Origin of the sequence: Agrococcus beijingensis, from assembly GCF_030758955.1 — a bacterium.
GTDB lineage: Bacteria > Actinomycetota > Actinomycetes > Actinomycetales > Microbacteriaceae > Agrococcus > Agrococcus beijingensis.
This window is the reverse complement of record NZ_CP132360.1, coordinates 1,362,552-1,383,742: the sequence shown is the minus strand read 5'-3', so window position 1 is coordinate 1,383,742 and position 21,191 is coordinate 1,362,552. Positions and strand designations below refer to the sequence as shown.

The 21,191-nt window shown below is 71.3% G+C and carries 22 protein-coding genes; 9 read left to right on the top strand and 13 right to left on the bottom strand.

Annotated elements, in window-relative coordinates:
- Nucleotides 1-28: 28 nt before the first annotated feature.
- From paaE to paaA, 5 genes are all read right to left on the bottom strand, one after another.
- Nucleotides 29-1,171, bottom strand: a complete 1,143-nt coding sequence (gene paaE, locus Q9250_RS06610) for a 1,2-phenylacetyl-CoA epoxidase subunit PaaE (RefSeq protein ID WP_306233796.1) — start codon at nucleotides 1,169-1,171, stop codon at nucleotides 29-31.
- A gap of 1 nt (nucleotide 1,172) precedes the next feature.
- Complete coding sequence (gene paaD, locus Q9250_RS06605; protein WP_306233795.1) at nucleotides 1,173-1,679, bottom strand: 1,2-phenylacetyl-CoA epoxidase subunit PaaD; 507 nt, start codon at nucleotides 1,677-1,679, stop codon at nucleotides 1,173-1,175.
- Complete coding sequence (gene paaC / locus Q9250_RS06600; protein ID WP_422665083.1) at nucleotides 1,676-2,569, bottom strand: 1,2-phenylacetyl-CoA epoxidase subunit PaaC; 894 nt, start codon at nucleotides 2,567-2,569, stop codon at nucleotides 1,676-1,678. Before paaC ends, paaD begins: the two co-directional genes overlap by 4 nt.
- A complete protein-coding gene (paaB, locus tag Q9250_RS06595; RefSeq protein ID WP_306233934.1) occupies nucleotides 2,566-2,871 on the bottom strand; it encodes a 1,2-phenylacetyl-CoA epoxidase subunit PaaB in 306 nt (101 codons plus the stop codon). Before paaB ends, paaC begins: the two co-directional genes overlap by 4 nt.
- A gap of 97 nt (nucleotides 2,872-2,968) precedes the next feature.
- A complete protein-coding gene (gene paaA, locus Q9250_RS06590; RefSeq protein WP_306233794.1) occupies nucleotides 2,969-3,946 on the bottom strand; it encodes a 1,2-phenylacetyl-CoA epoxidase subunit PaaA in 978 nt (325 codons plus the stop codon).
- A 106-nt stretch (nucleotides 3,947-4,052) separates the two neighbouring features.
- Here paaA and paaI point away from each other — a divergent pair, with 106 nt between their 5' ends.
- The 5 genes from paaI (at nucleotide 4,053) to Q9250_RS06565 (ending at nucleotide 7,913) form a co-directional block, all read left to right on the top strand.
- Nucleotides 4,053-4,514, top strand: coding sequence for a hydroxyphenylacetyl-CoA thioesterase PaaI (gene paaI, locus Q9250_RS06585; RefSeq protein ID WP_306233793.1), 462 nt, complete (start codon nucleotides 4,053-4,055; stop codon nucleotides 4,512-4,514).
- Nucleotides 4,515-4,540: 26 nt separating this feature from the next.
- On the top strand, nucleotides 4,541-5,863 hold the full coding sequence (paaK, locus tag Q9250_RS06580) for a phenylacetate--CoA ligase PaaK (protein ID WP_306233792.1): 1,323 nt from the start codon (nucleotides 4,541-4,543) through the stop codon (nucleotides 5,861-5,863).
- Between the two features lie 59 nt (nucleotides 5,864-5,922).
- A complete protein-coding gene (locus tag Q9250_RS06575) occupies nucleotides 5,923-6,534 on the top strand; it encodes a TetR/AcrR family transcriptional regulator (RefSeq protein ID WP_306233791.1) in 612 nt (203 codons plus the stop codon).
- A 7-nt stretch (nucleotides 6,535-6,541) separates the two neighbouring features.
- A complete protein-coding gene (locus Q9250_RS06570; RefSeq protein ID WP_306233790.1) occupies nucleotides 6,542-7,024 on the top strand; it encodes a nucleotidyltransferase domain-containing protein in 483 nt (160 codons plus the stop codon).
- A gap of 181 nt (nucleotides 7,025-7,205) precedes the next feature.
- A complete protein-coding gene (locus Q9250_RS06565; RefSeq protein ID WP_306233933.1) occupies nucleotides 7,206-7,913 on the top strand; it encodes a LysM peptidoglycan-binding domain-containing protein in 708 nt (235 codons plus the stop codon).
- Between the two features lie 160 nt (nucleotides 7,914-8,073).
- Here the strand turns inward: Q9250_RS06565 and Q9250_RS06560 are convergent, their stop codons facing one another.
- The 7 genes from Q9250_RS06560 to Q9250_RS06530 form a co-directional block, all read right to left on the bottom strand.
- The gene (locus Q9250_RS06560; RefSeq protein WP_306233788.1) at nucleotides 8,074-9,306 is read right to left on the bottom strand and encodes an ATP-binding protein; all 1,233 of its coding nucleotides are present in this window, start codon (nucleotides 9,304-9,306) and stop codon (nucleotides 8,074-8,076) included.
- Nucleotides 9,307-9,429: 123 nt separating this feature from the next.
- Entirely contained in the window at nucleotides 9,430-9,834 is a 405-nt protein-coding gene (locus tag Q9250_RS06555; RefSeq protein ID WP_306233787.1) for a nuclear transport factor 2 family protein, read from the bottom strand.
- Between the two features lie 296 nt (nucleotides 9,835-10,130).
- Nucleotides 10,131-12,227 (bottom strand): phenylacetic acid degradation bifunctional protein PaaZ, encoded by a 2,097-nt coding sequence (paaZ, locus tag Q9250_RS06550; RefSeq protein WP_306233786.1) that lies wholly within the window; start codon nucleotides 12,225-12,227, stop codon nucleotides 10,131-10,133.
- Nucleotides 12,228-12,380: 153 nt separating this feature from the next.
- Nucleotides 12,381-13,190, bottom strand: a complete 810-nt coding sequence (locus tag Q9250_RS06545) for a 3-hydroxyacyl-CoA dehydrogenase family protein (protein WP_422665099.1) — start codon at nucleotides 13,188-13,190, stop codon at nucleotides 12,381-12,383.
- 134 nt (nucleotides 13,191-13,324) lie between these two features.
- A complete protein-coding gene (locus tag Q9250_RS06540) occupies nucleotides 13,325-14,182 on the bottom strand; it encodes an enoyl-CoA hydratase/isomerase family protein (RefSeq protein WP_306233785.1) in 858 nt (285 codons plus the stop codon).
- 94 nt (nucleotides 14,183-14,276) lie between these two features.
- Nucleotides 14,277-15,461 (bottom strand): thiolase family protein, encoded by a 1,185-nt coding sequence (locus Q9250_RS06535; RefSeq protein WP_306233784.1) that lies wholly within the window; start codon nucleotides 15,459-15,461, stop codon nucleotides 14,277-14,279.
- Nucleotides 15,462-15,683: 222 nt separating this feature from the next.
- Nucleotides 15,684-16,073, bottom strand: a complete 390-nt coding sequence (locus Q9250_RS06530; protein ID WP_306233783.1) for a heavy metal-responsive transcriptional regulator — start codon at nucleotides 16,071-16,073, stop codon at nucleotides 15,684-15,686.
- 99 nt (nucleotides 16,074-16,172) lie between these two features.
- On the opposite strand from Q9250_RS06530, the gene merA reads away from it, so the two are divergent.
- The gene (merA, locus tag Q9250_RS06525; protein ID WP_306233781.1) at nucleotides 16,173-17,549 is read left to right on the top strand and encodes a mercury(II) reductase; all 1,377 of its coding nucleotides are present in this window, start codon (nucleotides 16,173-16,175) and stop codon (nucleotides 17,547-17,549) included.
- A gap of 38 nt (nucleotides 17,550-17,587) precedes the next feature.
- Here merA and Q9250_RS06520 read toward each other — a convergent pair whose 3' ends face one another.
- Nucleotides 17,588-18,547 carry a cytochrome c oxidase assembly protein gene (locus Q9250_RS06520; RefSeq protein ID WP_306233780.1) on the bottom strand — a complete coding sequence of 320 codons (960 nt, stop codon included), beginning with the start codon at nucleotides 18,545-18,547 and terminating at the stop codon, nucleotides 17,588-17,590.
- A 355-nt stretch (nucleotides 18,548-18,902) separates the two neighbouring features.
- On the opposite strand from Q9250_RS06520, the gene Q9250_RS06515 reads away from it, so the two are divergent.
- The 3 genes from Q9250_RS06515 to Q9250_RS06505 all read left to right on the top strand — a co-directional run bounded on the left by Q9250_RS06515 (nucleotide 18,903) and on the right by Q9250_RS06505 (nucleotide 21,150).
- Nucleotides 18,903-19,424 carry a DinB family protein gene (locus Q9250_RS06515; RefSeq protein ID WP_306233779.1) on the top strand — a complete coding sequence of 174 codons (522 nt, stop codon included), beginning with the start codon at nucleotides 18,903-18,905 and terminating at the stop codon, nucleotides 19,422-19,424.
- Between the two features lie 66 nt (nucleotides 19,425-19,490).
- Nucleotides 19,491-20,081, top strand: coding sequence for a hypothetical protein (locus Q9250_RS06510; RefSeq protein ID WP_306233778.1), 591 nt, complete (start codon nucleotides 19,491-19,493; stop codon nucleotides 20,079-20,081).
- A gap of 118 nt (nucleotides 20,082-20,199) precedes the next feature.
- Nucleotides 20,200-21,150 carry an AfsR/SARP family transcriptional regulator gene (locus Q9250_RS06505; protein ID WP_306233777.1) on the top strand — a complete coding sequence of 317 codons (951 nt, stop codon included), beginning with the start codon at nucleotides 20,200-20,202 and terminating at the stop codon, nucleotides 21,148-21,150.
- The last annotated feature ends 41 nt before the right edge of the window (nucleotides 21,151-21,191 follow it).

Below are 21,191 nucleotides of genomic sequence, written 5' to 3'. Positions count from 1 at the left end.
ACTCACCACAAGGGTGAGTCCTCCGGGCTCAAATGTCGTAGTCGACGACCACCCTGGTCGTGTCGCCCTTCGGGTGCGACTGGCAGGTGAGGACGTAGCCGCGCTCGAGCTCGTCGGGCTCGAGCGCGTAGTTCTCGGTCATGCTCACGCTGCCCGACACGACCTTCGCGCGGCAGGTGCCGCAGACGCCGCCCGCGCAGGCGAACGGCACGTCGGGCCGCACCCGCAGCGCCGCGTTCAGGATCGACTCGCGCGCCGACGTGGGCGACTCCACCTGCGACGACTGCCCGTCGAGGGTGAAGTCGAGCGTCCAGGTGCCTTCGCCCGCCGCCACCTGCACGGGCCGCCCGCGGTCGCCACCGGCGGCATCCGGCTTGCCTGTGGTGAAGAGCTCGAAGCGCACGTGCGCCGGGTCGACGCCCTTCGCCCCCAGCACGTCGCGGCACAGCTGCACGAGCTCGAACGGCCCGCAGAGGAACCACTCGTCGACCGACTCGGGGCGGATCAGCTGCGCGAGGATCGTCTCGAGCCGCTCCTGGTCGAGCCGGCCCGACATCAGCGGCGACGCGCGCTGCTCGCGCGAGAGCACGTGGTGCAGCGCGAGGCGCGCGGGGTAGCGGTCCTTGAGGTCGGCGAGCTCCTCGATGAACATCACGTCGAGCGTCGAGCGGTTCGAGAACAGCAGCGAGAAGGTCGAGGTGTCGGAGCGCGAGAGCACCTCGTGCGCGAGCGCCATCATGGGCGTGATGCCCGAGCCCGCGGCGATGCCCACGACGTGCGCGCCGTCGACGTCGTCGAGCGCCGAGGTGAAGGTGCCCTGCGGGCTCATCACGTCGATGCGGTCGCCCGCCTGCAGCTCGGTGTTCGCCCAGGTCGAGAAGCGGCCGCCGAGGTCGCGCTTGATGGCCACCGAGATCGCGCCAGGGCTGGGTGGCCGGCAGATCGAGTACGAGCGGCGCATCTCCTGCCCGTCGATGGTCGCGCGCAGCGCCAGGTGCTGGCCGGCGACGTAGCCGAACGCATCCTCCAGCTCGTCGGGCACCGCGAAGGTGACCTCGACCGACTCGGCGGTCAGCGGCCGCACGTCGGCGACCTCGAGCGCGTGGAACTGCCCGCGCCGGCGCGCCGCGCCCATCCCCAGCCCGGTCGAGCCCAAGTTGATCGCCGCCATGTCAATGCACCTTGAAGTGGTCGAAGGGCTCGAGGCACGCGAGGCACTCGAAGTGGCTCTTGCAGGCGGTCGAGCCGAAGCGCGACACCTCGCGCGTGCGCAGGCTGCCGCAGCGCGGGCACTTGACGCCCAGCGACAGCGGGATCGGGCCCGAGCGCTCGCCCGCGCGGTGCGTGGGCGGGGCGATGCCGTACTGCTCGAGCTTCTGCTTGCCGGCCTCGCTCATCCAGTCGGTCGTCCACGCGGGGCTGAGCGTGAAGTCGACCCGCACGTGCGTGAAGCCCTCCGCGGTGAGCGTCAGCAGCACGTCGTCGCGCATCTGGTCGATCGCCGGGCAGCCCGAGTAGGTGGGGGTGAGGGTGACGACGACCGTCTGGCCGTCGAGCCGCACGTCGCGCAGCACGCCGAGGTCGTCGATGGTGAGCACCGGCACCTCGGGGTCGACGACGGTCGCCGCGATGCGACGGGCTTCGACGACCGAGGGGGCGGATGCGGTGGTGCTGTTCACCAGGAGGCTCCCGGGTGCGCTCGGGCCAGCACCTGCATCTCGGCCAGCAACGGCCCCAGGTGCGTGGAGTGGTTGCCGTGGCGGCCGCCGCCCGACGACTGGCCGATCTTCGAGTTCGTGAAGTCGGCCTCGGTGATCTCGGCCTCGGCGAGCACCGCGCTCCAGATCTCATCGAATCCCGCGCGCAGGCCCGACGGCCGCGGCGCGACGCCCTCCAGGCGCTCGTGCAGCTCGTCGTCGCGGAACAGCTCGTCGGTGTACGGCCACAGGTCGGTCAGCGCCACCAGCAGGCGGCGGCGCGACTCGTCGGTGCCGCCGGCCAGGCGCAGCGTCCACTGCACGGCGTGGTCGCGGTGGTAGGCCACCTCCTTGACCGACTTCGCCCCGATGGCCGCCAGCGACGCATCCGTCGACTGCGACAGCGCCGTGTAGAGCTCCTGCATCCAGATCGACGCGATGAGTCCGCGCGCGATCGTGTGCGCGAAGTCGCCGTTCGGCTGCTCGAAGAGCCACGCGCAGCGGAACTCGGGCTCGTCGCGCCAGTAGGCCAGGTCGTCCTCGGAACGGCCGGATGCGCTGCCCGCGTAGTGCAGGAGGCTGCGGGCGTGCCCGAGCAGGTCGAGCGCGATGTTGCCGAGCGCCATGTCCTCCTCGAGCTCGGGGGCCCGCGAGATCCACCAGCCGAGGCGCTGCGAGAGGATCAGCGCGTCGTCGCCGAGCCGCATCGCGTACTCCGCGACGTCCGCGCTCGCCGTCGCCGACGCATCCGCCCCCGCCAGCTCTGCCGAGAGGGTCGTCTCGTCGACGCTCACGTCGCCGTGCACGGCTTCGGTGTCGGCCTGGTGCTCTGCGGCGATGGCTGCGGCATCGCGCTGCGGCTGCGCGTTCACAGGTGGGGCACCTCCGCGCTCTTCTCGTAGTACTTCGCGTGGCGGTAGTTCTTGCCCGCGGGGCTCTCGAAGAAGGCGCCCTTCATGTCGGGGTCGCTCGTGGTGATGGCGGTCGAGCGGGCCACCCACACCGAGACGCCCTCGTTGCGGCGGGTGTAGAGGTCGCGCGCGTTGCGCAGCGCCATGTCGTCGTCGGGCGCGTGCAGCGAGCCGACGTGCACGTGGCTCAGGCCGCGGTTGGCGCGCACGAACACCTCGTACAGGGGCCAGCCCTCGCCGGCGACGTCTCCGGGTGTCGACATCTTCGTCTCCCTCATGATCGATTGCTCTGCAGGACCGGGGCCCGGGACGGACCCCGGCGCTAGCCGTGGCGGTGAAGGCCAGAAATGGCCTTCACCCTCAGCCACGGCGCGCATACGCGGCGGCCGCCTCGCGCACCCAGGCGCCGTCCTCGTGCGCCTCGCGGCGGTGCTGGATGCGCTGCGCGTTCGCGGGGCCGCGGCCGGCGAGCACCTCGTTGAACTCGGTCCAGTCGATCTCCGACATGTCCCAGCTCTTCGTCTCGTCGTTCCAGCGCAGGTTCGGGTCGGGCAGCGTGAGGCCCAGCACCTCGGCCTGCGGCACGAGCATGCCGACGAAGCGCTGCCGCAGCTCGTCGTTCGAGAAGCGCTTGATCTTCCACGCCATCGACTGCGCCGAGTTCGGCGACTCGTCGTCGGGCGGGCCGAACATCATGAGCGCCGGCCAGTACCAGCGGTCCACCGACTCCTGCGCCATGCGGTGCTGCGCCTCGGTGCCCTGGCTGAGCTCGAGCAGGATCTCGAAGCCCTGCCGCTGGTGGAACGACTCCTCCTTGCAGATGCGCACCATCGCGCGGCCGTAGGGGCCGTACGAGGCGCGGCACAGCGGCACCTGGTTGCAGATCGCGGCGCCGTCGACGAGCCAGCCGATCGCGCCCATGTCGGCCCAGGTGGGCGTGGGGTAGTTGAAGATCGACGAGTAGCGGGCGCGCGACTCGATGAGCTGCTCGGTCATCTCGTCGCGGCTGATGCCGAGCGTCTGGGCGGCCGAGTAGAGGTAGAGCCCGTGGCCCGCCTCGTCCTGCACCTTGGCCATCAGGATGGCCTTGCGCTTCAGGCTGGGCGCGCGCGAGATCCAGTTGCCCTCGGGCTGCATGCCGATGATCTCGGAGTGCGCGTGCTGCGAGATCTGCCTGATCAGCGTCTTGCGGTACGCGTCGGGCATCCAGTCGCGCGGCTCGATGCGCTGGTCCGCCTCGATGATCGCGTCGAAGCGGGCCTGCAGCTCGGCGAGCTCCTCGCCGCTCGGGCCCGCAGGGTGGCGGGCGGCGGATGCGTCGGGTGCGGTGAGCGTCATCGTCGACTCCTCCAGGTGGTAGCGCCCGGAAATGAATTAGTGACCGAACGTTCAGTAAGTATAGACTCGGCGCTGGCGAGACCGCAACGAGCGCAATGGAGCGTGCATGACGACCAGAGACGACACCTGGCTGGCCACGGTGATGGCCGAGACCGATCGCGCGAAGGAGACCTTCGGCATCGAGATCGCCGAGCTCGAGCGCGGCCGCGCCGTGCTCACCATGGACATCACCGAAGGCATGGTGAACGGCTTCGGCATCACCCACGGCGGGCTGGTCTTCACGCTCGCCGACACCGCCTTCGCCTACGCCTGCAACGAGGACGCGCACGTGACCGTCGCCTCGGGCGCCGACATCACCTTCGCGAAGGCCACGCACGCCGGCCAGACGCTGACCGCGACCGCCGAGCGGCGCTGGAAGAGCGGGCGCAACGGCATCTACGACGTCTCCATCGTCGACGAGACCGGCGAGACGGTCGCCGAGTTCCGCGGCCGCTCCTTCTCCACCAACCGCACCGCGCCGTCCATCGACCCCGCGGCCACCCCGGCGGGCGCCGGCGGCCCCGCCTGATCCCCATGCACACGACAGGAGCGACGATGCTCGACCAGCCCACCGCATCCGATCACCTCCGCGACAGCGGCGAGCGGCTGTCGCTCGACGAGCTGCGCGCCCTGCAGCTCGAGCGGCTGCAGCAGACCGTGCGGCACGCCTACGCGAACGTGCCCACCTACACGCAGAAGCTCGACCAGGCCGGCGTGCACCCCGACGACATCCGCACGCTCGACGACATCGCGAAGCTGCCCTTCACCACGAAGGAGGACCTGCGCCAGTCGTACCCCTTCGGCATGTTCGCGGTGCCGATGGAGCAGGTGGTGCGCATCCACGCCTCCTCCGGCACCACCGGCCGCCCGACGGTCGTCGGCTACACGCAGGCCGACCTCGACCACTGGGCCGACCTCGTCGCCCGTTCGCTGCGCGCCGCCGGCGTGCGCCCGGGCATGAAGGTGCACAACGCCTACGGCTACGGCCTGTTCACCGGCGGCCTCGGCGCCCACGCGGGCATCGAGCGCCTCGGCGCGACGGTCATCCCCGTCTCGGGCGGCGGCACGACGCGGCAGGTGCAGCTGATCAACGACTTCAAGCCCGACGCGATCATGTGCACGCCCTCGTACCTGCTGACGATCGCCGACGCCTTCGAGGACGCCGGGCTCGACCCTCGCGAGTCGTCGCTGAAGATCGCCATCTGCGGCGCCGAGCCGTGGACCAACGAGATGCGGGCAGAGCTCGAACGGCGGATGGGTCTGGTCGCGGTCGACATCTACGGCCTGTCCGAGGTCATGGGCCCGGGCGTCGCGAGCGAGTCGGCGATCACGAAGGACGGCCCGACCATCTGGGAGGACCACTTCCTGCCCGAGGTCATCGACGGCGACACGGGCGAGGTGCTGCCCGACGGCCAGATGGGCGAGCTGGTCTTCACGTCGCTGACGAAGACGGCGTTCCCGGTGCTGCGCTACCGCACCCGCGATCTGACGCGGCTGCTGCCGGGCACCGCGCAGCCCACGATGCGGCGCATCGAGAAGATCACCGGCCGCAACGACGACATGATCATCCTGCGCGGCGTGAACCTCTTCCCGACGCAGATCGAGGAGATCGCGCTCGAGATCGAGCACCTGACGCCGCACTTCATCCTCGAGCTCGTGAAGCGCGGGCAGATGGACGGGCTCGTCGTCAAGATCGAGTGCACCCCGGGCGTGAAGCCGGTGGTGTCGACCGCGGCCGCCGAGATCCTGAAGCTGCGCATCAAGGAGCGCATCGGCACGACCGTCGACGTCGAGATCGTGCCGGCCGGCTCGCTGCCGCGCTCCGAGGGCAAGTACAAGCGCGTCTACGACTTCCGCACCACCCCGCCGGTCGAGTAGCTGCCGGGCGCAGCCCGGCCGCGTATCGAGACCAACACCCCATGCGTGAGGATTGATCGATGACCACCACCGCCGACCCCACCCGCCGCGGCCGCCCCGGCTACGACCGCGACTCGATGCTCGAGGTGGTCGTCGGCGTGTTCAACGAGCGCGGCTACGACGCCGCATCGCTCGGCTCGATCGCCGAGAAGCTGGGGCTGTCGAAGTCGGCGATCTACCACCACTTCGCCTCGAAGGAGCAGATGCTCGAGGTCGCGCTCGGCCGGGCGCTCGACGCCCTCGAGGCCGTCTTCGACGCACCGGAGGCGACGACGGGGGCCGTCGTGAGCCGCATCCGCTTCGTCGTGCGCGGTGCGGTGCTCGTGCTCTGCGAGCAGCTGCCGTTCGTGACGCTGCTGCTGCGGCTGCGCGGCAACACCCCGATCGAGCTCGAGGCGATGCGGCGGCGGCGCGACATCGACCGCAAGCTGCGCGCGCTGTTCGAGCTGTCGCGCGACGAGGGCACGCTGCGGCCCGACATGGAGCCGCGCATCGCCGAGCGGCTTACCTTCGGCATGGTCAACTCGATCGTCGAGTGGTACCGGCCCGACGGTCCCGTGAGCCCGGAGCAGCTGGCCGACTCGGTGCTCGAGCTGATCCGTACGGGGCTGCGCGAGCCCTCGTCGCTGTAGGCCGCTCGTGCAGGGCTCCGAGGTCGCGCGCGTCGTCGCCTGGCTCGAGGCGCGCGGCGTCGTCTACCAGTGCAACGGCGGCTGGGCGGTCGATGCGCTGGTCGGCAGGCAGACGCGGCCGCACGCCGACCTCGACGTGTTCCTCGACGAGACGGCGATGGCGGATGCGGTGGGCTGGCTCGAGCGCGACGGCTACCGGGTGGCGGTCGACTGGCTGCCCGTTCGGGTCGAGCTGCGCGCCGGGGAGGGTGCTGCGAGTCGGGCGGTCGACCTGCACCCCATGCGCATCGTGCCGGGCGGCGACGGCGTGCAGGCGCTGCTCGACGGCGGCTCGATCGTGCATCCGGCGGCGTCGCGGGCGGTCGGCTCGGTCGCGGGGCAGCGGGTGGTCGTCGCCGATGCCGCTCGGCTGATCTCGCTGCGCGAGGGGTACGAGCTGCGGCCGGTCGACTCGCACGACCTCGCGCTACTGCGAGGGCTGCTCGCCTGACATTTCGCCACGCCGATTGTTATCGAATCGTGATCTGGGGTAGTGTCGGCGACTTGAACCGCGAAGGACGGCCGTCGCATCCGCCCCAAGAGTCCTTCGCTCCATGGAATCGAGACATTCCGGTCGGGCGGTCGGATGCGCGGGAGACGCGCGCTGAGACGGGGCTGTGGAGTTCACCGTGATGCAGAAGCAGAACACCACCGGCGTGCGCCGTTCGAAGCGGATCGTCCGCGGAGGCCTCGTGACCTCCGTCGGCGTCGGCGTCTTCGCCGCCGCCATGCTCGTGCCGACGGCGGCCAACGCGGCCGACGGCGCCACGTGGGATGCGCTCGCCGAGTGCGAGTCGGGCGGCAACTGGTCGATCAACACCGGCAACGGCTACTACGGCGGCCTGCAGTTCTCGCAGTCGACGTGGGAGGCCTACGGCGGCTCGGGCAACCCGGCGGCCGCGTCGCGCGCGGAGCAGATCCGCGTGGCCGAGAACACGCTCGCCGGCCAGGGCTGGGGCGCTTGGCCCACGTGCTCGGCGCGGATCGGCGCGAGCGGCTCGGCGTCGCCGAGCAGCACGCCCGTCGATGCGGCGCCCGCCCAGCAGGCGGCCCCCGCCCCGCAGCAGGCTGCGCCCGCGGCGCAGCAGGCCGCGCCCGCGGCGCGTCAGGCGCCGGCCGCGCCGGCTGCCGCTGCAGCCGAGCCGGCGCAGCTGCAGCTGCCCGACGTGGAGCCCTCCGACGTGACCTACACGGTCGTGGCCGGCGACACGCTCTTCGAGATCGCTGAGGCGCAGGGCGTCGACAGCGGCTGGCTCGGCATCTTCGCCGTCAACCAGGAGACGGTCGAGGACCCCGACCTGATCGAGGTCGGCCAGGAGCTCGTGCTGCCCGCCGAGTGACCTCGGCTGCTCCGAGCAGCACGTCGGCCCGCGCGATCGATCGGTCGCGCGGGCCGACGCCCGCGTGTGCGGTAGGCGTCGCCAGAGGCAGCCGCCGGGCTCGCTCCTGGCGACCCGCCGATGCACAGCCGCATCGATGACCGCCGATGGCCGAGACTCGTCACTCCAGGTTCGGCCAATCGCTCGTCAGGAATGCCTCGAGCGCACGATGGCGGAACGTGTACTGGGTGCCTCGTTCGATGATGCCGCGAACGGTATCGAGCCGTCGCGACGTCGTTCCGGCATCGGAGGGCTTGGCGAATCCTGCCTCGGCTGCGATTCGAGTGAGGCGACGCTCCTGCGCTGGTATTCGCGCCATCGCTTCCACGAATTCGCGCTCGCGCTGCGGCAGTCGTCCGAGGATTCGTTCAACGTGCGCCACTGCCTCGCGTTGCGCGCTGCGCCACCCTCGGGCGACCTGCTCGCGCGTCACCGTGTCAGTGGTGTCAGCGTTCCAGGCGTGCTGTCCAGCAAGTTGGAAGAGGAAAGGCTCGCCTCGGCAGAGGTCGATGACCGCGGACACTGCGTCCTGTTCGAAGCGGACGAGCTGCACACCGCCAGACTCATCGGAGACTTCCCAGCCGGGGTCGACGAAATCTTGCAGTGCGCCCGCAAGGTCATCGTCGCCGATCGGCGCGAGGAGCGTCGTCTTGAAGCGGCGTGCGAAGGTCGCGCCCTTGTGCGCTCCTGCTCTGTCTTCGAAGTCCGGGAGGCCCGTGAGGTAGACGGCGATGGGTAGTGTGCGCCTGATCTGAGCACCGCCCGGAAGCGTCACTTCTGTCTCAAAGGTGATCGCGTCACCCAGCGCGATCAGCAGCTGAGACAGCGCTCTCTCGTCGGTCACGTTCTGGACCTCATCGACGTGAATCAACGCAACCTTGCGCGCCTCGATCGCTGCACGCCCGACTTCGACGAGGAGCTCAGTCAACGCAGTGTGAGGCTCTGGGCCTTCGCTTCCGCGCACGCTCAGAGATGCACCGCTGACGGCGACAGCCTCGACGCGCTGCAGGAGCTGCTTGAGCCGACGCTCTCGCGACGACGCGAGTCCAGCCGAGTCGGCGAGCTGCAAGGTGGCAGCCGCGACGAGCTTCATGGGGTCCGCACCCAACGGAATCCGGAGCTGCGGCGTCACCCAATCACCCGAGCGCTCGGCATGTTGGGCGATCCGCCGTACGAGGGAGGACTTGCCCAGTCCCGGCTCCCCGAGGATCGTGCGCCCTCGTTCTGGGAGCCCCTTCAGGAGGCGCGGGCGCATGGCGTCGCGCCAATCGCTCAATTGCTCTGTGCGACCGGCCCAGACCTCGGGCACGGTGTCCGAGCCAGGCGTGAATGGGTTGTCCACCGGATTGCGCATGGCGGTAACTTTACCACTCAATCGGGTGCTGATAAAGTTACCAACGGCCGAGGGCTCGATGGGGAAGGGCGTGCTCCTTCGACCCGCTGCGCCCTCGCCCGATCCGCGTTCGTGATCGAGCGCTCAGTCGACCTGATCGGGCGCGATGACCCACTGCGAGCGCCACTCGGGCGGGTCGAACGGCTCGCTCCAGTAGGCGGTCTCGCGGATGATGCGGTCGCCGCGGAACTCGAAGATGAAGACCGTCTTGTAGGGCGTGCCGCCGCCGTAGTCGAGCGACGCCTCGGCGATCACCAGGTCGCCTGCGCTCACCAGGCGGCGCGGCGTGATGGTCGGCAGCTGCGGGAAGGCGCCGTAGATGCCGCGCCGGTTGTCGCCGCCCACGACGAGCTCGCCCGACTGCGGCCAGTCCATCACCGCATCCTCGTGGAAGAGCTCGTCCATCACCGCGATGTCGCGGTCGTTGATGCACGCGATCAGCCGCTCGACCACTGCCTCGTGCTGCGCGTTCCTGTCGGCGTCGGCCATGACGCACCTCCTGCGGGAGCCGCGCGCCGTCGATCGGCGGCACCCGACGATCCGCGCGCTGAGCGCATTCTCGCCCCGCTGCGCGGCGCGCGCCAGAGGCGGGAAGGCGCGGCTCGGTCGGGCCGCGGCCGCCGCCCCCCAGCTCCGAGCCCCAGCCCCAGTCCGACCCGCAGCCCCCAGCCCCCAGCCCCAGCCCCAGCCGTCGTCACGAAAGGCGGAGCAATTCGCCGAACGTCATGAAAGGCGGAGCAGCTCACCGCGTCCGGTGGAATCTCCGCCTCTCGTGACCGCGCGACCTACCAGCCGGGCTCGAGCTCCTTCGCGACGTACGTCAGCAGGTCGTACTGCGCGACCGTCTCGTCGTCCTGGTTCGTGAGCACCGCATCCCACCGCACCTCGCCGTACGGGTCGGTCTCGCGCGGCGTGATCTGCTTCGCGGTGAGCGTCACCCGCAGCGAATCGCCGGGCGAGACCGGCGTCATGAAGCGCAGGTTGTCGAGGCCGGTGTTCGCCAGCACGGGGCCCGCCGCCGGCTCGACGAACAGCCCGGCCGCGAACGACAGCAGCAGGTAGCCGTGCGCGACGCGGCCCGGGAAGAACGGGTTCGCCTCGGCCGCCTCCTGATCCATGTGCGCGTAGAACGTGTCGCCCGTGAACTCGGCGAAGTGCTCGATGTCGTCGAGCGTGATCTCGCGCCGCTCCGAGACGACCTGGTCGCCGATCTGCAGCTCGGCGAGCGACTTCCTGAACGGATGCGGTGCCGCCGTCGACGCCGGAGCCCCCGGGTGCCAGACACCCGTGAGCGCGGTGAGCATGGCGGGCGACCCCTGCACGGCCGTGCGCTGCATGTGGTGCAGCACCGAGCGGATGCCGCCCAGCTCCTCGCCGCCGCCGGCGCGGCCCGGGCCGCCGTGCACGAGCATCGGCAGCGGAGAGCCGTGGCCGGTCGATGCGCGCATGTCGTCGCGGTCGAGCAGCAGGATGCGGCCGTTGTGCGGGGCGATGCGGCGTGCGAGCTCGCTCACGAACGCCGGGTCGTGCGAGGCGACGGAGGTGACGAGCGATCCGCCGCCGCGGGCGACGATCTCGGCCGCCTGCTCCGGCGAGCCGTACTCGACGAGCGACGCGACGGGGCCGAACGCCTCGACGCTGTGCAGCGCATCCGCCTCTGCGTCCTTGAACGCGAGCAGCGTCGGGGCCACGAACGCGCCGCCCTCGGCCTCGCCGAGCGAGCCGTCGGCGAGGGTGACGTGGCCGGCGTCGCCGCCGACGACGATCTCGCCGCCGCCCTCGCGCAGCTTCATCACCTGCTGCAGCACCTCGTCGCGCTGCTCGACCGAGGCGAGCGGCCCCATCGTGACGCCCTCGGCGCGCGGATCGCCGACGACCACCTTCGCGGCGATCCGATCGCGCACGGCGGCGGCGACCGCATCCGTCATGCCCGTCGGCACGATCGCGCGCCGGATCGCCGTGCACTTCTGGCCGGCCTTCGCGGTCATCTCGGCGACCACGCCGCGCACGAACGCGTCGAACTCGGGCGTGCCCGGGGTGGCGTCGGGGCCGAGCACCGAGGCGTTGATCGAGTCGGTCTCGGCGGTGAAGCGCACGCCGCGCGCCTGTACGGCCTCGTGGCGGCGCAGCGCGTCGGCGGTCGAGGCGCTGCCGGTGAAGCCGACCGTGTCGCCGAGGCCCAGGTGGTCGAGCAGGTCGCGGGCCGAGCCGTTGACGATCTGGATCGCGCCCGCGGGGAGCAGGCCCGACTCGGCGAGGATCCGCACCATGTGCTCGGCGACGTAGCCGGTGGGCGTCGCGGGCTTGATGAGCGTCGGCATGCCGGCGAGGAACGCGGGCGCGAGCTTCTCGAGCGCGCCCCAGACGGGGAAGTTGAACGCGTTGATCTGCACCGCGACGCCCGGCAGCGTCGTGCAGATGTGGCGGGCGAGGAACGAGCCGTCCTTCGACAGCGGCTCGACCGCCCCGTCGAGGTAGATCGTCGACTGCGGCATCTCGCGCCGCCCCTTCGACGAGTAGGTGAAGAGCACGCCGATGCCGCCGTCGATGTCGACCCACGAGTCGTTCTTCGTCGCGCCGGTGCGGCTCGAGAGCTCGTAGAGCTCGCTCTTGCGCTCGGTGAGGGCGAGCGCGAACTGCTTCAGCAGGATCGCCCGCTGGTGGAACGTCAGCGGCGCCAGGCTGTGCTGCCCGACCGTGCGGGCGTGGTCGAGGGCGGCGGCGACGTCGAGGCCGCTGGTCGAGACGCGCACGACCTCGTCGCCGGTGGAGGCGTCGCGCACTACGGTCGCGTCGCTCGCGTCGGCCTCGGTGGGCTCCCACCAGGCATCCCGCACGTAGCTGGGCAGCAGTCGGGCGCGGGTGATCGTCGTGTCAGTCATCGTCGTCTCCATGGTTCGGTCAGCGGTCGCGCACAACGCAAGCCCGTGCGGCGCGCTGATGGGCGGATGCGTCGGGTCGGCCCGGTCGGGCGGGGATCGTGGCGCTGCGGCTTGCGTTGTGCGGCGCGGGGCGGCGGGTCAGCCGGAGCTTGGTCACTCGGCGCTCCAGTCGTAGAAGCCGCGGCCGCTCTTCTTGCCGAGCCGGCCCTCGGCGACCATGTCGCGCAGCAGCTGCGGCGGCGCGAAGCGGTCGCCCAGCTCGCGGTGCAGCTGCTCGGCGATGCCGAGGCGCACGTCGAGGCCGACGATGTCGGTCGTGCGCAGCGGCCCCACCGGGTGCTTGTAGCCGAGCTCCATGGCCAGGTCGATGTCGCCGGGGCTCGCGACGCCCTCCTCGACCATGCGGATCGCCTCGAGCCCGATCGCGACGCCCAGCCGGCTGCTCGCGAAGCCCGGCGCGTCGTGCACGGTCACCGGCGTCTTGCCGATCGCCTCGACCCACGTGCGTGCGCTGTTGGCGAGCTGGGGGGCGGTGGCCTCCCCGAGCACGATCTCCACCAGGGCGGATGCCGGCACCGGGTTGAAGAAGTGCAGGCCCAGGAACCGCTCGGGGCGCGAGAGCACCGCGGCGAGCCGGTCGATCGAGATCGACGACGTGTTGGAGGCGAGCGACGCGGCAGGGGAGAGGACCGCCTCGACGCGAGCCAGCGCATCCGCCTTCAGTGCTTCGTCCTCGGGCACGGCCTCAACCACCAGGTCGCAATCGACGAACGCGGCGACGTCGACGGCGACGCGCAGGCGGCCGGCGAGCTCGTCGAGGGGCTCGGCCCAGCCGCGCTCGACGCTGCGGCGCAGGCTGTCGACCACCCGCTGCTCGGCGGCGCTCGCGGCGGCGGCGTCGCGCTCGACGACCACCACCTGGCTGCCGGCCAGCACGAAGGCGTGCGCGATGCCCGCGCCCATGCGGCCGCCCCCGAGCACGCCCACGCGCTCGGGTGCGCCGGCGCCGACCTGGGCGTCGGTGTCGTCGGCGGGGCGGGCGGCGGAGCGGGCGGCGGAGCGCGTGCCGTCGGGGGCCACCGCGTCGGTCAGGTCGGTCACGGGGTCTCCTCGCGTCGGGGCTCGCGGACGGCGGCCGCATCGCCGTGCTCGGCGTCGGCCGGTGCGCTCGATGCCGCCGGTCGGTCGCCGCGCCCGGCGTCGGTATCTGCTGCAGCGCGGCTGCGGCGCTCGAGGAACGCCGTCATGCGGCGATGCTTCTCGGGGCTCTCGAACAGCACCGCCTGCTCGGCGAGGTCGATCTCGGGGTGCGCGCTCGCGGGTGCCTGCAGCGCGCGCTTCGTCGCCTGCGTCGCCGCCGGGTCGAGCCCCGCGATGCGCTCGGCCAGCTCGACCGCCTTCGCGAGCGCCGCCTCGGGCTCGAGCACCGCGGTGACGAGCCCTGCCGCCAGCGCCTCGTCAGCACCCAGCAGCCGCCCGGTCAGCAGCATCTCGGCGGCGAGGGCGTCGCCGACGATCTCCTGCAGGCGCCACGTCGCGCCGGCCGCGGCGATGATGCCGAGCCCGGTCTCGGGGTTGCCGATCCTCAGGGTCGGCGTGGCGATGCGGATGTCGGCCGCGTAGGCGAGCTCGGCGCCGCCGCCCAGCGCGTAGCCGTCGAGCACCGCGATCACGGGCATCGGCAGCGCGCGCACCCGCTGGAACGCGCGCGTGTTGATGCCCGCGAGCGCCTCGGTCGCGCCCCGCTCGCGCAGCTGGGCGATGTCGGCGCCGGCCGCGAAGTCGCCGCCCGACCCGGTGAGCACGAGCGTGCGCCGCTCGACCTCGAGCCGCGCGCACAGCAGGTGCAGCGAGTCGATGAGGTCGCGGTCGATCGCGTTGCGCTTCTCGGGCCGGTTGAGGGTCGCGAGCAGGTGGCTGCCGCGGTCGACGACCCACAGCGAGGCGCCGGTCATGCCGTCGCCCCGATCTCAACGTGCCAGGTGTGCGTTCGATCGATATATCGCGCCGAGCACGCACCTGGCACGTTGAGAACCTTGCGCGGCGGCATTACACCCGCTCCAGCAGGATCGCGGTGCCCTGGCCGACGCCCACGCACATGGTCGCGAGGCCGACAGAGGCCTGCTCGCGCTCCATGCGCCCCAGCAGCGTCACGATCAGCCGCGAGCCCGACGAGCCGAGCGGGTGGCCGAGCGCGATCGCGCCGCCGTCGGCGTTGACGATCGACTCGTCGAGCCCGAGTCGTCGGATCGTGCCGAGCGACTGGGTCGCGAACGCCTCGTTCAGCTCGACGGCGCCGATGTCATCGATCGACAGCCCGGTGCGCGCCAGCAGCTTCTCGGTCGCCGGCACGGGCCCGAGCCCCATGATCTCCGGCGCGATGCCGGCGCTGGTGCCGCCCACGATGCGGGCGCGCGGCGTGAGGCCGAAGCGCGCGACGGCCGTCTCGCTCGCGACGACGATCGCCGACGCTCCGTCGTTGAGGCTGGATGCGTTGCCCGCGGTGACCACGGACCCTCCGGCCACGACGGGGCGGAGGCGAGCGAGCGCATCCATCGTCGTCTCCCGTCGGGGGCCCTCGTCGACCGACACCTCGCCGGCCTTGGTGGGCACGGCGACGATCTCGTCGGCGAAGCGGCCGCCGTCGATCGCCGCGATCGCCCGCTCGTGCGAGCGGAGCGCGAAGGCGTCGGCCTCGTCGCGGGTGATGCCGTCGACGCGGGCGACCTCCTCGGCGGTCTCGGGCATCGAGTAGGTGGCCTTGTCGCGGGCGAGCAGGCGGGCGTTCGGGAAGCGCCAGCCGATCGACGTGTCGTAGGCCTCGCCGGGCTTCGCCCACGCCCGCTCGGGCTTGGCCTGCACCCAGGGCGCGCGGGTCATCGACTCGACGCCGCCGGCGATCACGACGTCGGCGTCGCCGGCCCGGATCATCTGCGACGCCATGATCACGGCCGACATGCCGGATGCGCAGAGGCGGTTCACGGTGATGCCCGGCACGTCGTCGGGCAGGCCCGCGAGCAGCACCGACATGCGGGCGACGTTGCGGTTGTCCTCGCCGGCCTGGTTGGCGGCGCCGAGGATCACCTCGTCGATCGCGTGCCCGGGGAGGTCGGCGCGGCGGAGGGCCTCACCGACGACCAGCGCTGCCAGGTCGTCGGGGCGGATGCCGGCGAGCGAGCCGCCGTAGCGGCCGACCGGGGTGCGCGCGCCACCGATGAGGTACGCCTCGGGCATGGTGCTCCTGACTCCGTCGTCGCTCCGATCGCGGCGTCACCGAATTAGTGACCGATCGTTCAGGAATACACTATGGCGAGCCACCGTCTCATGCAAACGGGATGGCGGCGTCTTGAGAGCGTCGGGCGCTCGACGCAGACGGCAGGACCGCCATCGCGCGGAGCGCGACGCATTCCACGAACATGACAGCTGCCGCGCTCGCAGGAGTGAGCCCGGTGAATGTCAGAGGTAGCTGCAGATCGACTCAGGTGTGCACGCCTCCGGCTGCACCTGTTCCGCGCGGGCGCTGAGTTCGGCGATGCTCGCGCGCAGCAGCGCGAGCTGCGCGAGCTGCTCATCGATCTCGACGATTCGGCGATCGAGGAGACCCTGCACATGCGCGCACGGCGAAGCGCCTGAGTCGCGAATGCCGAGGATCTGCGCGATCTGTGTGAGCGTGAGTCCGGCGGCGCGAGCCCGCTCGATGAACTCCAAGCGCTGCGCCGCCTCGTCGCCGTAGCTGCGGTACCCCGCCGGTGTGCGCTCGGGTGGGCGCAGCAGTCCGCGCTGCTCGTAGTACCGCAGCGTCGATGGCGCCATCCGCGTCCTCGCTGCCAGCTCTCCGATCCGCATCCTGCACCTCCGACGACGCCCTTGACCTTCAACCGTACTTCAAGGTCCATGCTGGCGGTCAGGCCGCACACGGGCGGTCGGGCTGAGGAGGAGACCGCGATGACTGATGGCAACGCACTCGACCTGGCGGTGATCGGCACGGGCGGGGCAGCGATGTCCGCGGCGATCCATGCTCGGCTCGAAGGAGCGAGCGTGGTCGCGATCGAGTCGGGCGTCCTGGGCGGCACCTGCGTGAACGTCGGCTGCGTGCCCTCGAAGACTCTGCTCGCTGCCGCGCATGCGCGCCATGCCGCACTCGCGAGTCCGTTCCCCGGCGCACCGACCTCGGCCTCGATGGTCGATGTCAGCGCACTCGTGCAGCAGAAGGACGAGCTGGTCGGCGTGCTCCGCCAGACGAAGTACGCCGACATCGCCGACGCGTACGGCTTCGGCGTCCTCCATGGAGCAGCGAGGTTCGCAGACCCCCGGACCCTGCACGTCGACGGGCAGCCGCTTCGCGCCAGCTCGTATCTGATCGCCACCGGAGCCGCTCCGCACATTCCCGCGCTACCGGGCATCGAGGAGGTCGACCATCTCACCTCCACCACGGCGATGGAGCTCACCGAGCTCCCCACCTCGCTGGTCGTGATCGGCGGCGGCTACGTCGGCATGGAGCAGGCGCAGCTCTTCGCTCGTCTCGGCGTCGCCGTGTCGATCGTCGGGCGGCTGGCCCCGCACGCCGAGCCCGAGCTCTCCTCCGAGCTTCGCGATGCCTTCCGCTCCGAGGGCATCACCGTCATCGAGGATCGCGCCATCAGTTTCGCGCGGCGTCACAGCGCAGTGGAGGTGAGCACTCGATCGGGCAGGACTGTCGTCGCAGAACGCGTCCTCGTCGCGACCGGGCGCGTGCCTCGCAGCGACCAGCTCGATCTCGTCGCTGCAGGCATTGCGACCGATGACCGCGGCTTCATCCGCGTCGACGATCGGCAGCGGACGACGAACCCGGCCGTGTTCGCAGCCGGCGATGTCACCGCTGCGCCGCAGTACGTCTACGTCGCGGCGATGGCCGGCAGGGTCGCGGCCCGCAACGCGCTGGGCCATCGTGATCGCGTCGACTGCACCGGTCTTCCGCAAGTGCTGTTCACGTCACCACAGCTCGCCTCCGCCGGCCTCACCGAAGCCCAAGCGATCGCGGCGGGTCACCGGTGCGCATGCCGCTACCTGAGCCTGGCGGACGTGCCACGAGCCATCGCCAACCACGACACCCGCGGCGGCATCAAGATCGTCGCCGATGCCGACAGCGGCAAGGTGCTCGGCGTCCACGCCCTGGCCGAGACTGCCGGTGAGCTGATGCTGGCGGCGACCTACGCGATCACCGCGGGATTCACCGTCACGCAGCTCGCGGACATCTGGGCGCCGTACCTCACCATGGCCGAAGGCATCCGCCTCACCGCGAATCTCTTCCGCAACGAGTTGCCCACCTCGTGCTGCGCCTGACGGCGCCGCATCGACGTATCGCTGCAGCTCGACCCTGCTCAGCTCCGCCGGTCGCCTTCGCTGTCCTGAGCGCGCTGCTGCATCTGCAGCAGGTACTCGTTGTACGCGTCCGTCTCGGCATCGGAGCTGTCCTGGGCCGCCCTCGCCCGCGTCCTGTCGCGGCGCTGCCATCGCGCCAGCGTCACGACCAGCAATGCGAGCAGCGGCAGCTCCCCGAAGGTCCACGCCAGGATCCCCGCTATTCCCTGGTCGCGAACCGGATCCACCTCCCACGACTCTGGAGGCGCCGTGGCGAAGTAGCGGACGATCGGCGTGGCGGAGAACAGCGTCACGAGCCCGAACGCGGCGTGCACCTGCATCTCGAGGAAGATGCCGAACATCCGACTCGGGTAGGAGGTTCGCCGCGGAAGCGGATCGGATGAGACCAGTGGCGCGGTGATCAGGATCCCGACGACGAGGAACACGACTTCGAGGACGATGTGGCCGATCGGGGAGCGCAGCAGCACATCCGCGACTCCACCGGCGTAGAGCCCGAAGAAGCACAGCAGCATCAACGGGATGACCAGCGCCGGATGCAGCGCGAACCGAGCCGCTCTCGATCGCAGTCCGCACAGCGCGACCCGGAGCACCGTCCTTCCGAAGCCGCGGCGTGGCGTGGCTCGCAGCAGCAGGGTCCCCGGAGATCCGAGGACGAGCAGCGGGGCGATCACCATCATCAGCGCGAGCTGCTGGAACATGAAGATCGAGAACATGAGCTGGCCATACGCGTCGATCTGCGCCCCGGTGACCACTGCCATCAGCAGGCAAGCGAGCAGGAAGCACGCGGTGCGCCACCACGGCCAGCGCTGTCCCTGCCGCCGCAACCGCATGATCCCCGCGGTGTAGGCGATGGCGAGCAGCACCGAGACCACCGGCAGCAGAGACACGGTCGAAGGCCCCGGGAGCAGGAACTGCTCGAAGCTGGGGGGCAGCAGCTGCCCGGCGTCGGAGGAGCTCATCGCTCAGGCTCGCGGTTCGGTGCGACAGCCCGACGACGGCTTGCAGCCCGAGGCTGGTGCCGGGTGCATCGGGGGCGGCTCACGGCGCCCGCCACATGCGACATGGTTCTGCTCCTGGTTCGATGGCCTCGGGCTGCCGCACGCTGTCCGATCCGTCCCGGCGCGCATCGGTCGGGCGCTGGGCTCGCTCGGGGCTGCTGGGCAAGCCCGGTCGGCATGTGCAGGCCTGCAACCCAAGCCATCATAGGACAGCCGCGCGCGCTCTCCCGGCGAGGGGCACGCGGTCGTCAGCGACCGCTGTGCAGCCGCCGCAGCCGCGCCGTGCGGCTTTTCGCGGGCGTGGCAGAGTGGAGCCATGCCGATCGAGCCCGACACCAAGGACTGGACCTGGGTGCTCCACGAGCGCTGCCCCGAGTGCGGCTTCGACCCGCTCGAGGTCGACCGCGACGATCTCGGCAGGCGCATCCGCCATGCCGCCGCCGCCATGCACCAGCGCATGCACGGCGAGCGCGTGACCGAGCGCCCCGACGACGCGACCTGGTCGCCGCTCGAGTACGCGGCGCACGTGCGCGACGTGTGCCGCGTGATGCAGGGCCGGCTCGAGCAGCTGCTCGCCGCCGACGATCCCGAGTTCGCGAGCTGGGACCAGGATCAGGCGGCGGTCGACGGCGACTACGCCAGCCAGCGGCCCGAGCACGTGGCCGCCGAGGTCGACCTCGCCGCCACCAGCCTCGCGAATGCGGCGGATGCGGTGCCGTCAGACGCGTGGGAACGGCCCGGCAGGCGCTCCAACGGTTCGGTCTTCACGGTCGAGACGCTGCTCGTCTACGCGCTGCACGACCTCGAGCACCATGTGTGGGACATCCGCTCGAGCTAGGAGCGCAAGCCCTCGCGCGTCTGCCGGAACAGGCTTTTCCCAAGGCCCGCCCCCCATGGTGACCGCATGGCCCTCCCTGCCGCCGGATCGACGCTTCCGAACGACACCGAGCCTCAGGAGCGCGACGCCGCGCCGGCTCGACCCACCCTGATCGAGCGGCTGCGCCGCCCGCGAGTCCTGCTCGCCATCGCCCTCACCGTGCTGATCGGCGCGGGCCTGGCGGTGTACGCCGACCTCTCGGCCAAGAGCGAGCCGATCGCCCTGCTCGGGGCCGTGACCGAGCTGCCGGGCGGCGTGGCGCGCGTCAACGGGATCATCCCGCTCGAGACCGACGGCTGGCTGCCGGACGACGCGCCTGCGGTGCTCACGGATGCCCCGGCAGAAGGCTCGCACCGGGTCCGCATCCTGCTGGAGCTGACGGCGCTCGGCGAGGACGGCATCGCGTTCTCCGCCGACGACTACACGATCCTCGGGCTGGGGGCCGGCCGTGTCAGCCCGCTGTGGGCCTCGCCGGGGGTCTATGAGGCTCGGCAGGGCGAGGTGCTCGCCGCGACGCTCGTCTTCGAGATCCCCAACCAGGCGGTGGAGCTCACGCTCGAGGGCGAGGACGGCGGCCGGCTGGCCTTGGGCGTCAAGCACCACACCGCCGACCGTTGACCCAATTCTTGGGCCGCTGGCGGCCCTCGTACTGAGCCTTTCCTGACGCCGGGAGCCTTTGCCGACGCCGAGCAGCCCGGAAGAATGTGTTCATCAGACCTCACCCCCAGGGGGCACGATGAACACCCGTCCCGTCGACGAACCGGCTCGACTGTCGGTCAGCATGATCGGCCCGCTCGTGGTGCGCCGCGACGGCATCGCACTGGGTGCCCATCTGGGCGGACCCAAGCCGCGCCAGATCCTCGAGATCCTGCTGCTCCGACGCGGCGCCCCGGTCTCGAAGGACGTGCTGATCGAGCTGCTGTGGGGCGACAGGGCGCCCAAGGAGGCGCGGTCGACCCTCGAGAGCTATGTGAGCGTGCTGCGGCGGCACCTGCAGCCCGCCCGGGGAAAGTCCGGGCCGCTGCGCACCACCACGGGCGGCTACCTGATCGACATCTCGCTGGTCGATCTCGACCTGGCGCGCTTCGACTCCCTGCTGCGCTGCGCCCAACGCGCCGAGCCGGCCGTCGCCTACCCGCTGGTCGTCGAGGCGCTTGCCCTGGCGACCGGGCCGCTGCTGGGCGACGAGCTGCGCCCGTCCTGGGCCGCGGAGGAGCGCACCCGTCACGCGGATGACGTCACGGCGGCACGCGTGCTCGCGGCGGAGTCGGCGCTCGCCATCGGCGCCCATGCCGACGCGGCCGACTGGGCCAACCAGGCCCTCATGGACGACCCGCTGCACGAAGGCGCGTGGACGGCGCTGATCGTCGCGCTCGAGCGGAGCGGGCAGTGCGCCGAGGGGCTGCGGGCCTACGATCGCTGCCGGCAGCGCTTCGACAGCGAGCTCGGCTGCGAGCCGAGCTCCGCGCTGCGCGCGGCGCACGCCCGGCTGCTGAACGCCACTGCCGCAGGCCAGGGCGAGCTGTCCTATGCGGTGTCGGCGCTGCTCGTGCTGAACGACCAGCTGGTGCGCAGCGCCGAGCCCGACTTCGACGCAGAGCCGCTGGAGGCTCGCATCGGCGAAGCGGTCCGGCAGGCGGGCGATGTGCTGACGGCGTTCCTGCGCCGCGCCACTCAGGCCGCCTGACTCCGACAGGTCGGCGCTCGGCCGACCCGTCGATCCTGCCT

Coding starts and splice junctions, on each gene's coding strand:
- Q9250_RS06535 (WP_306233784.1), bottom strand. CDS start 15,461: ATGCCCGAGGCGTACCTCATCGGTGGCGCGCGCACCCCGGTCGGCCGC.
- Q9250_RS06545 (WP_422665099.1), bottom strand. CDS start 13,190: ATGGGCGCGGGCATCGCGCACGCCTTCGTGCTGGCCGGCAGCCAGGTG.
- Q9250_RS06515 (WP_306233779.1), top strand. CDS start 18,903: ATGCCGATCGAGCCCGACACCAAGGACTGGACCTGGGTGCTCCACGAG.
- Q9250_RS06505 (WP_306233777.1), top strand. CDS start 20,200: ATGAACACCCGTCCCGTCGACGAACCGGCTCGACTGTCGGTCAGCATG.
- paaE (WP_306233796.1), bottom strand. CDS start 1,171: ATGGCGGCGATCAACTTGGGCTCGACCGGGCTGGGGATGGGCGCGGCG.
- paaB (WP_306233934.1), bottom strand. CDS start 2,871: ATGTCGACACCCGGAGACGTCGCCGGCGAGGGCTGGCCCCTGTACGAG.
- Q9250_RS06560 (WP_306233788.1), bottom strand. CDS start 9,306: ATGCGCAATCCGGTGGACAACCCATTCACGCCTGGCTCGGACACCGTG.
- Q9250_RS06555 (WP_306233787.1), bottom strand. CDS start 9,834: ATGGCCGACGCCGACAGGAACGCGCAGCACGAGGCAGTGGTCGAGCGG.
- Q9250_RS06520 (WP_306233780.1), bottom strand. CDS start 18,547: ATGAGCTCCTCCGACGCCGGGCAGCTGCTGCCCCCCAGCTTCGAGCAG.
- Q9250_RS06575 (WP_306233791.1), top strand. CDS start 5,923: ATGACCACCACCGCCGACCCCACCCGCCGCGGCCGCCCCGGCTACGAC.
- paaZ (WP_306233786.1), bottom strand. CDS start 12,227: ATGACTGACACGACGATCACCCGCGCCCGACTGCTGCCCAGCTACGTG.
- Q9250_RS06540 (WP_306233785.1), bottom strand. CDS start 14,182: ATGACCGGCGCCTCGCTGTGGGTCGTCGACCGCGGCAGCCACCTGCTC.
- Q9250_RS06565 (WP_306233933.1), top strand. CDS start 7,206: ATGCAGAAGCAGAACACCACCGGCGTGCGCCGTTCGAAGCGGATCGTC.
- paaK (WP_306233792.1), top strand. CDS start 4,541: ATGCTCGACCAGCCCACCGCATCCGATCACCTCCGCGACAGCGGCGAG.
- Q9250_RS06530 (WP_306233783.1), bottom strand. CDS start 16,073: ATGCGGATCGGAGAGCTGGCAGCGAGGACGCGGATGGCGCCATCGACG.
- merA (WP_306233781.1), top strand. CDS start 16,173: ATGACTGATGGCAACGCACTCGACCTGGCGGTGATCGGCACGGGCGGG.
- Q9250_RS06510 (WP_306233778.1), top strand. CDS start 19,491: ATGGCCCTCCCTGCCGCCGGATCGACGCTTCCGAACGACACCGAGCCT.
- paaI (WP_306233793.1), top strand. CDS start 4,053: ATGACGACCAGAGACGACACCTGGCTGGCCACGGTGATGGCCGAGACC.
- paaA (WP_306233794.1), bottom strand. CDS start 3,946: ATGACGCTCACCGCACCCGACGCATCCGCCGCCCGCCACCCTGCGGGC.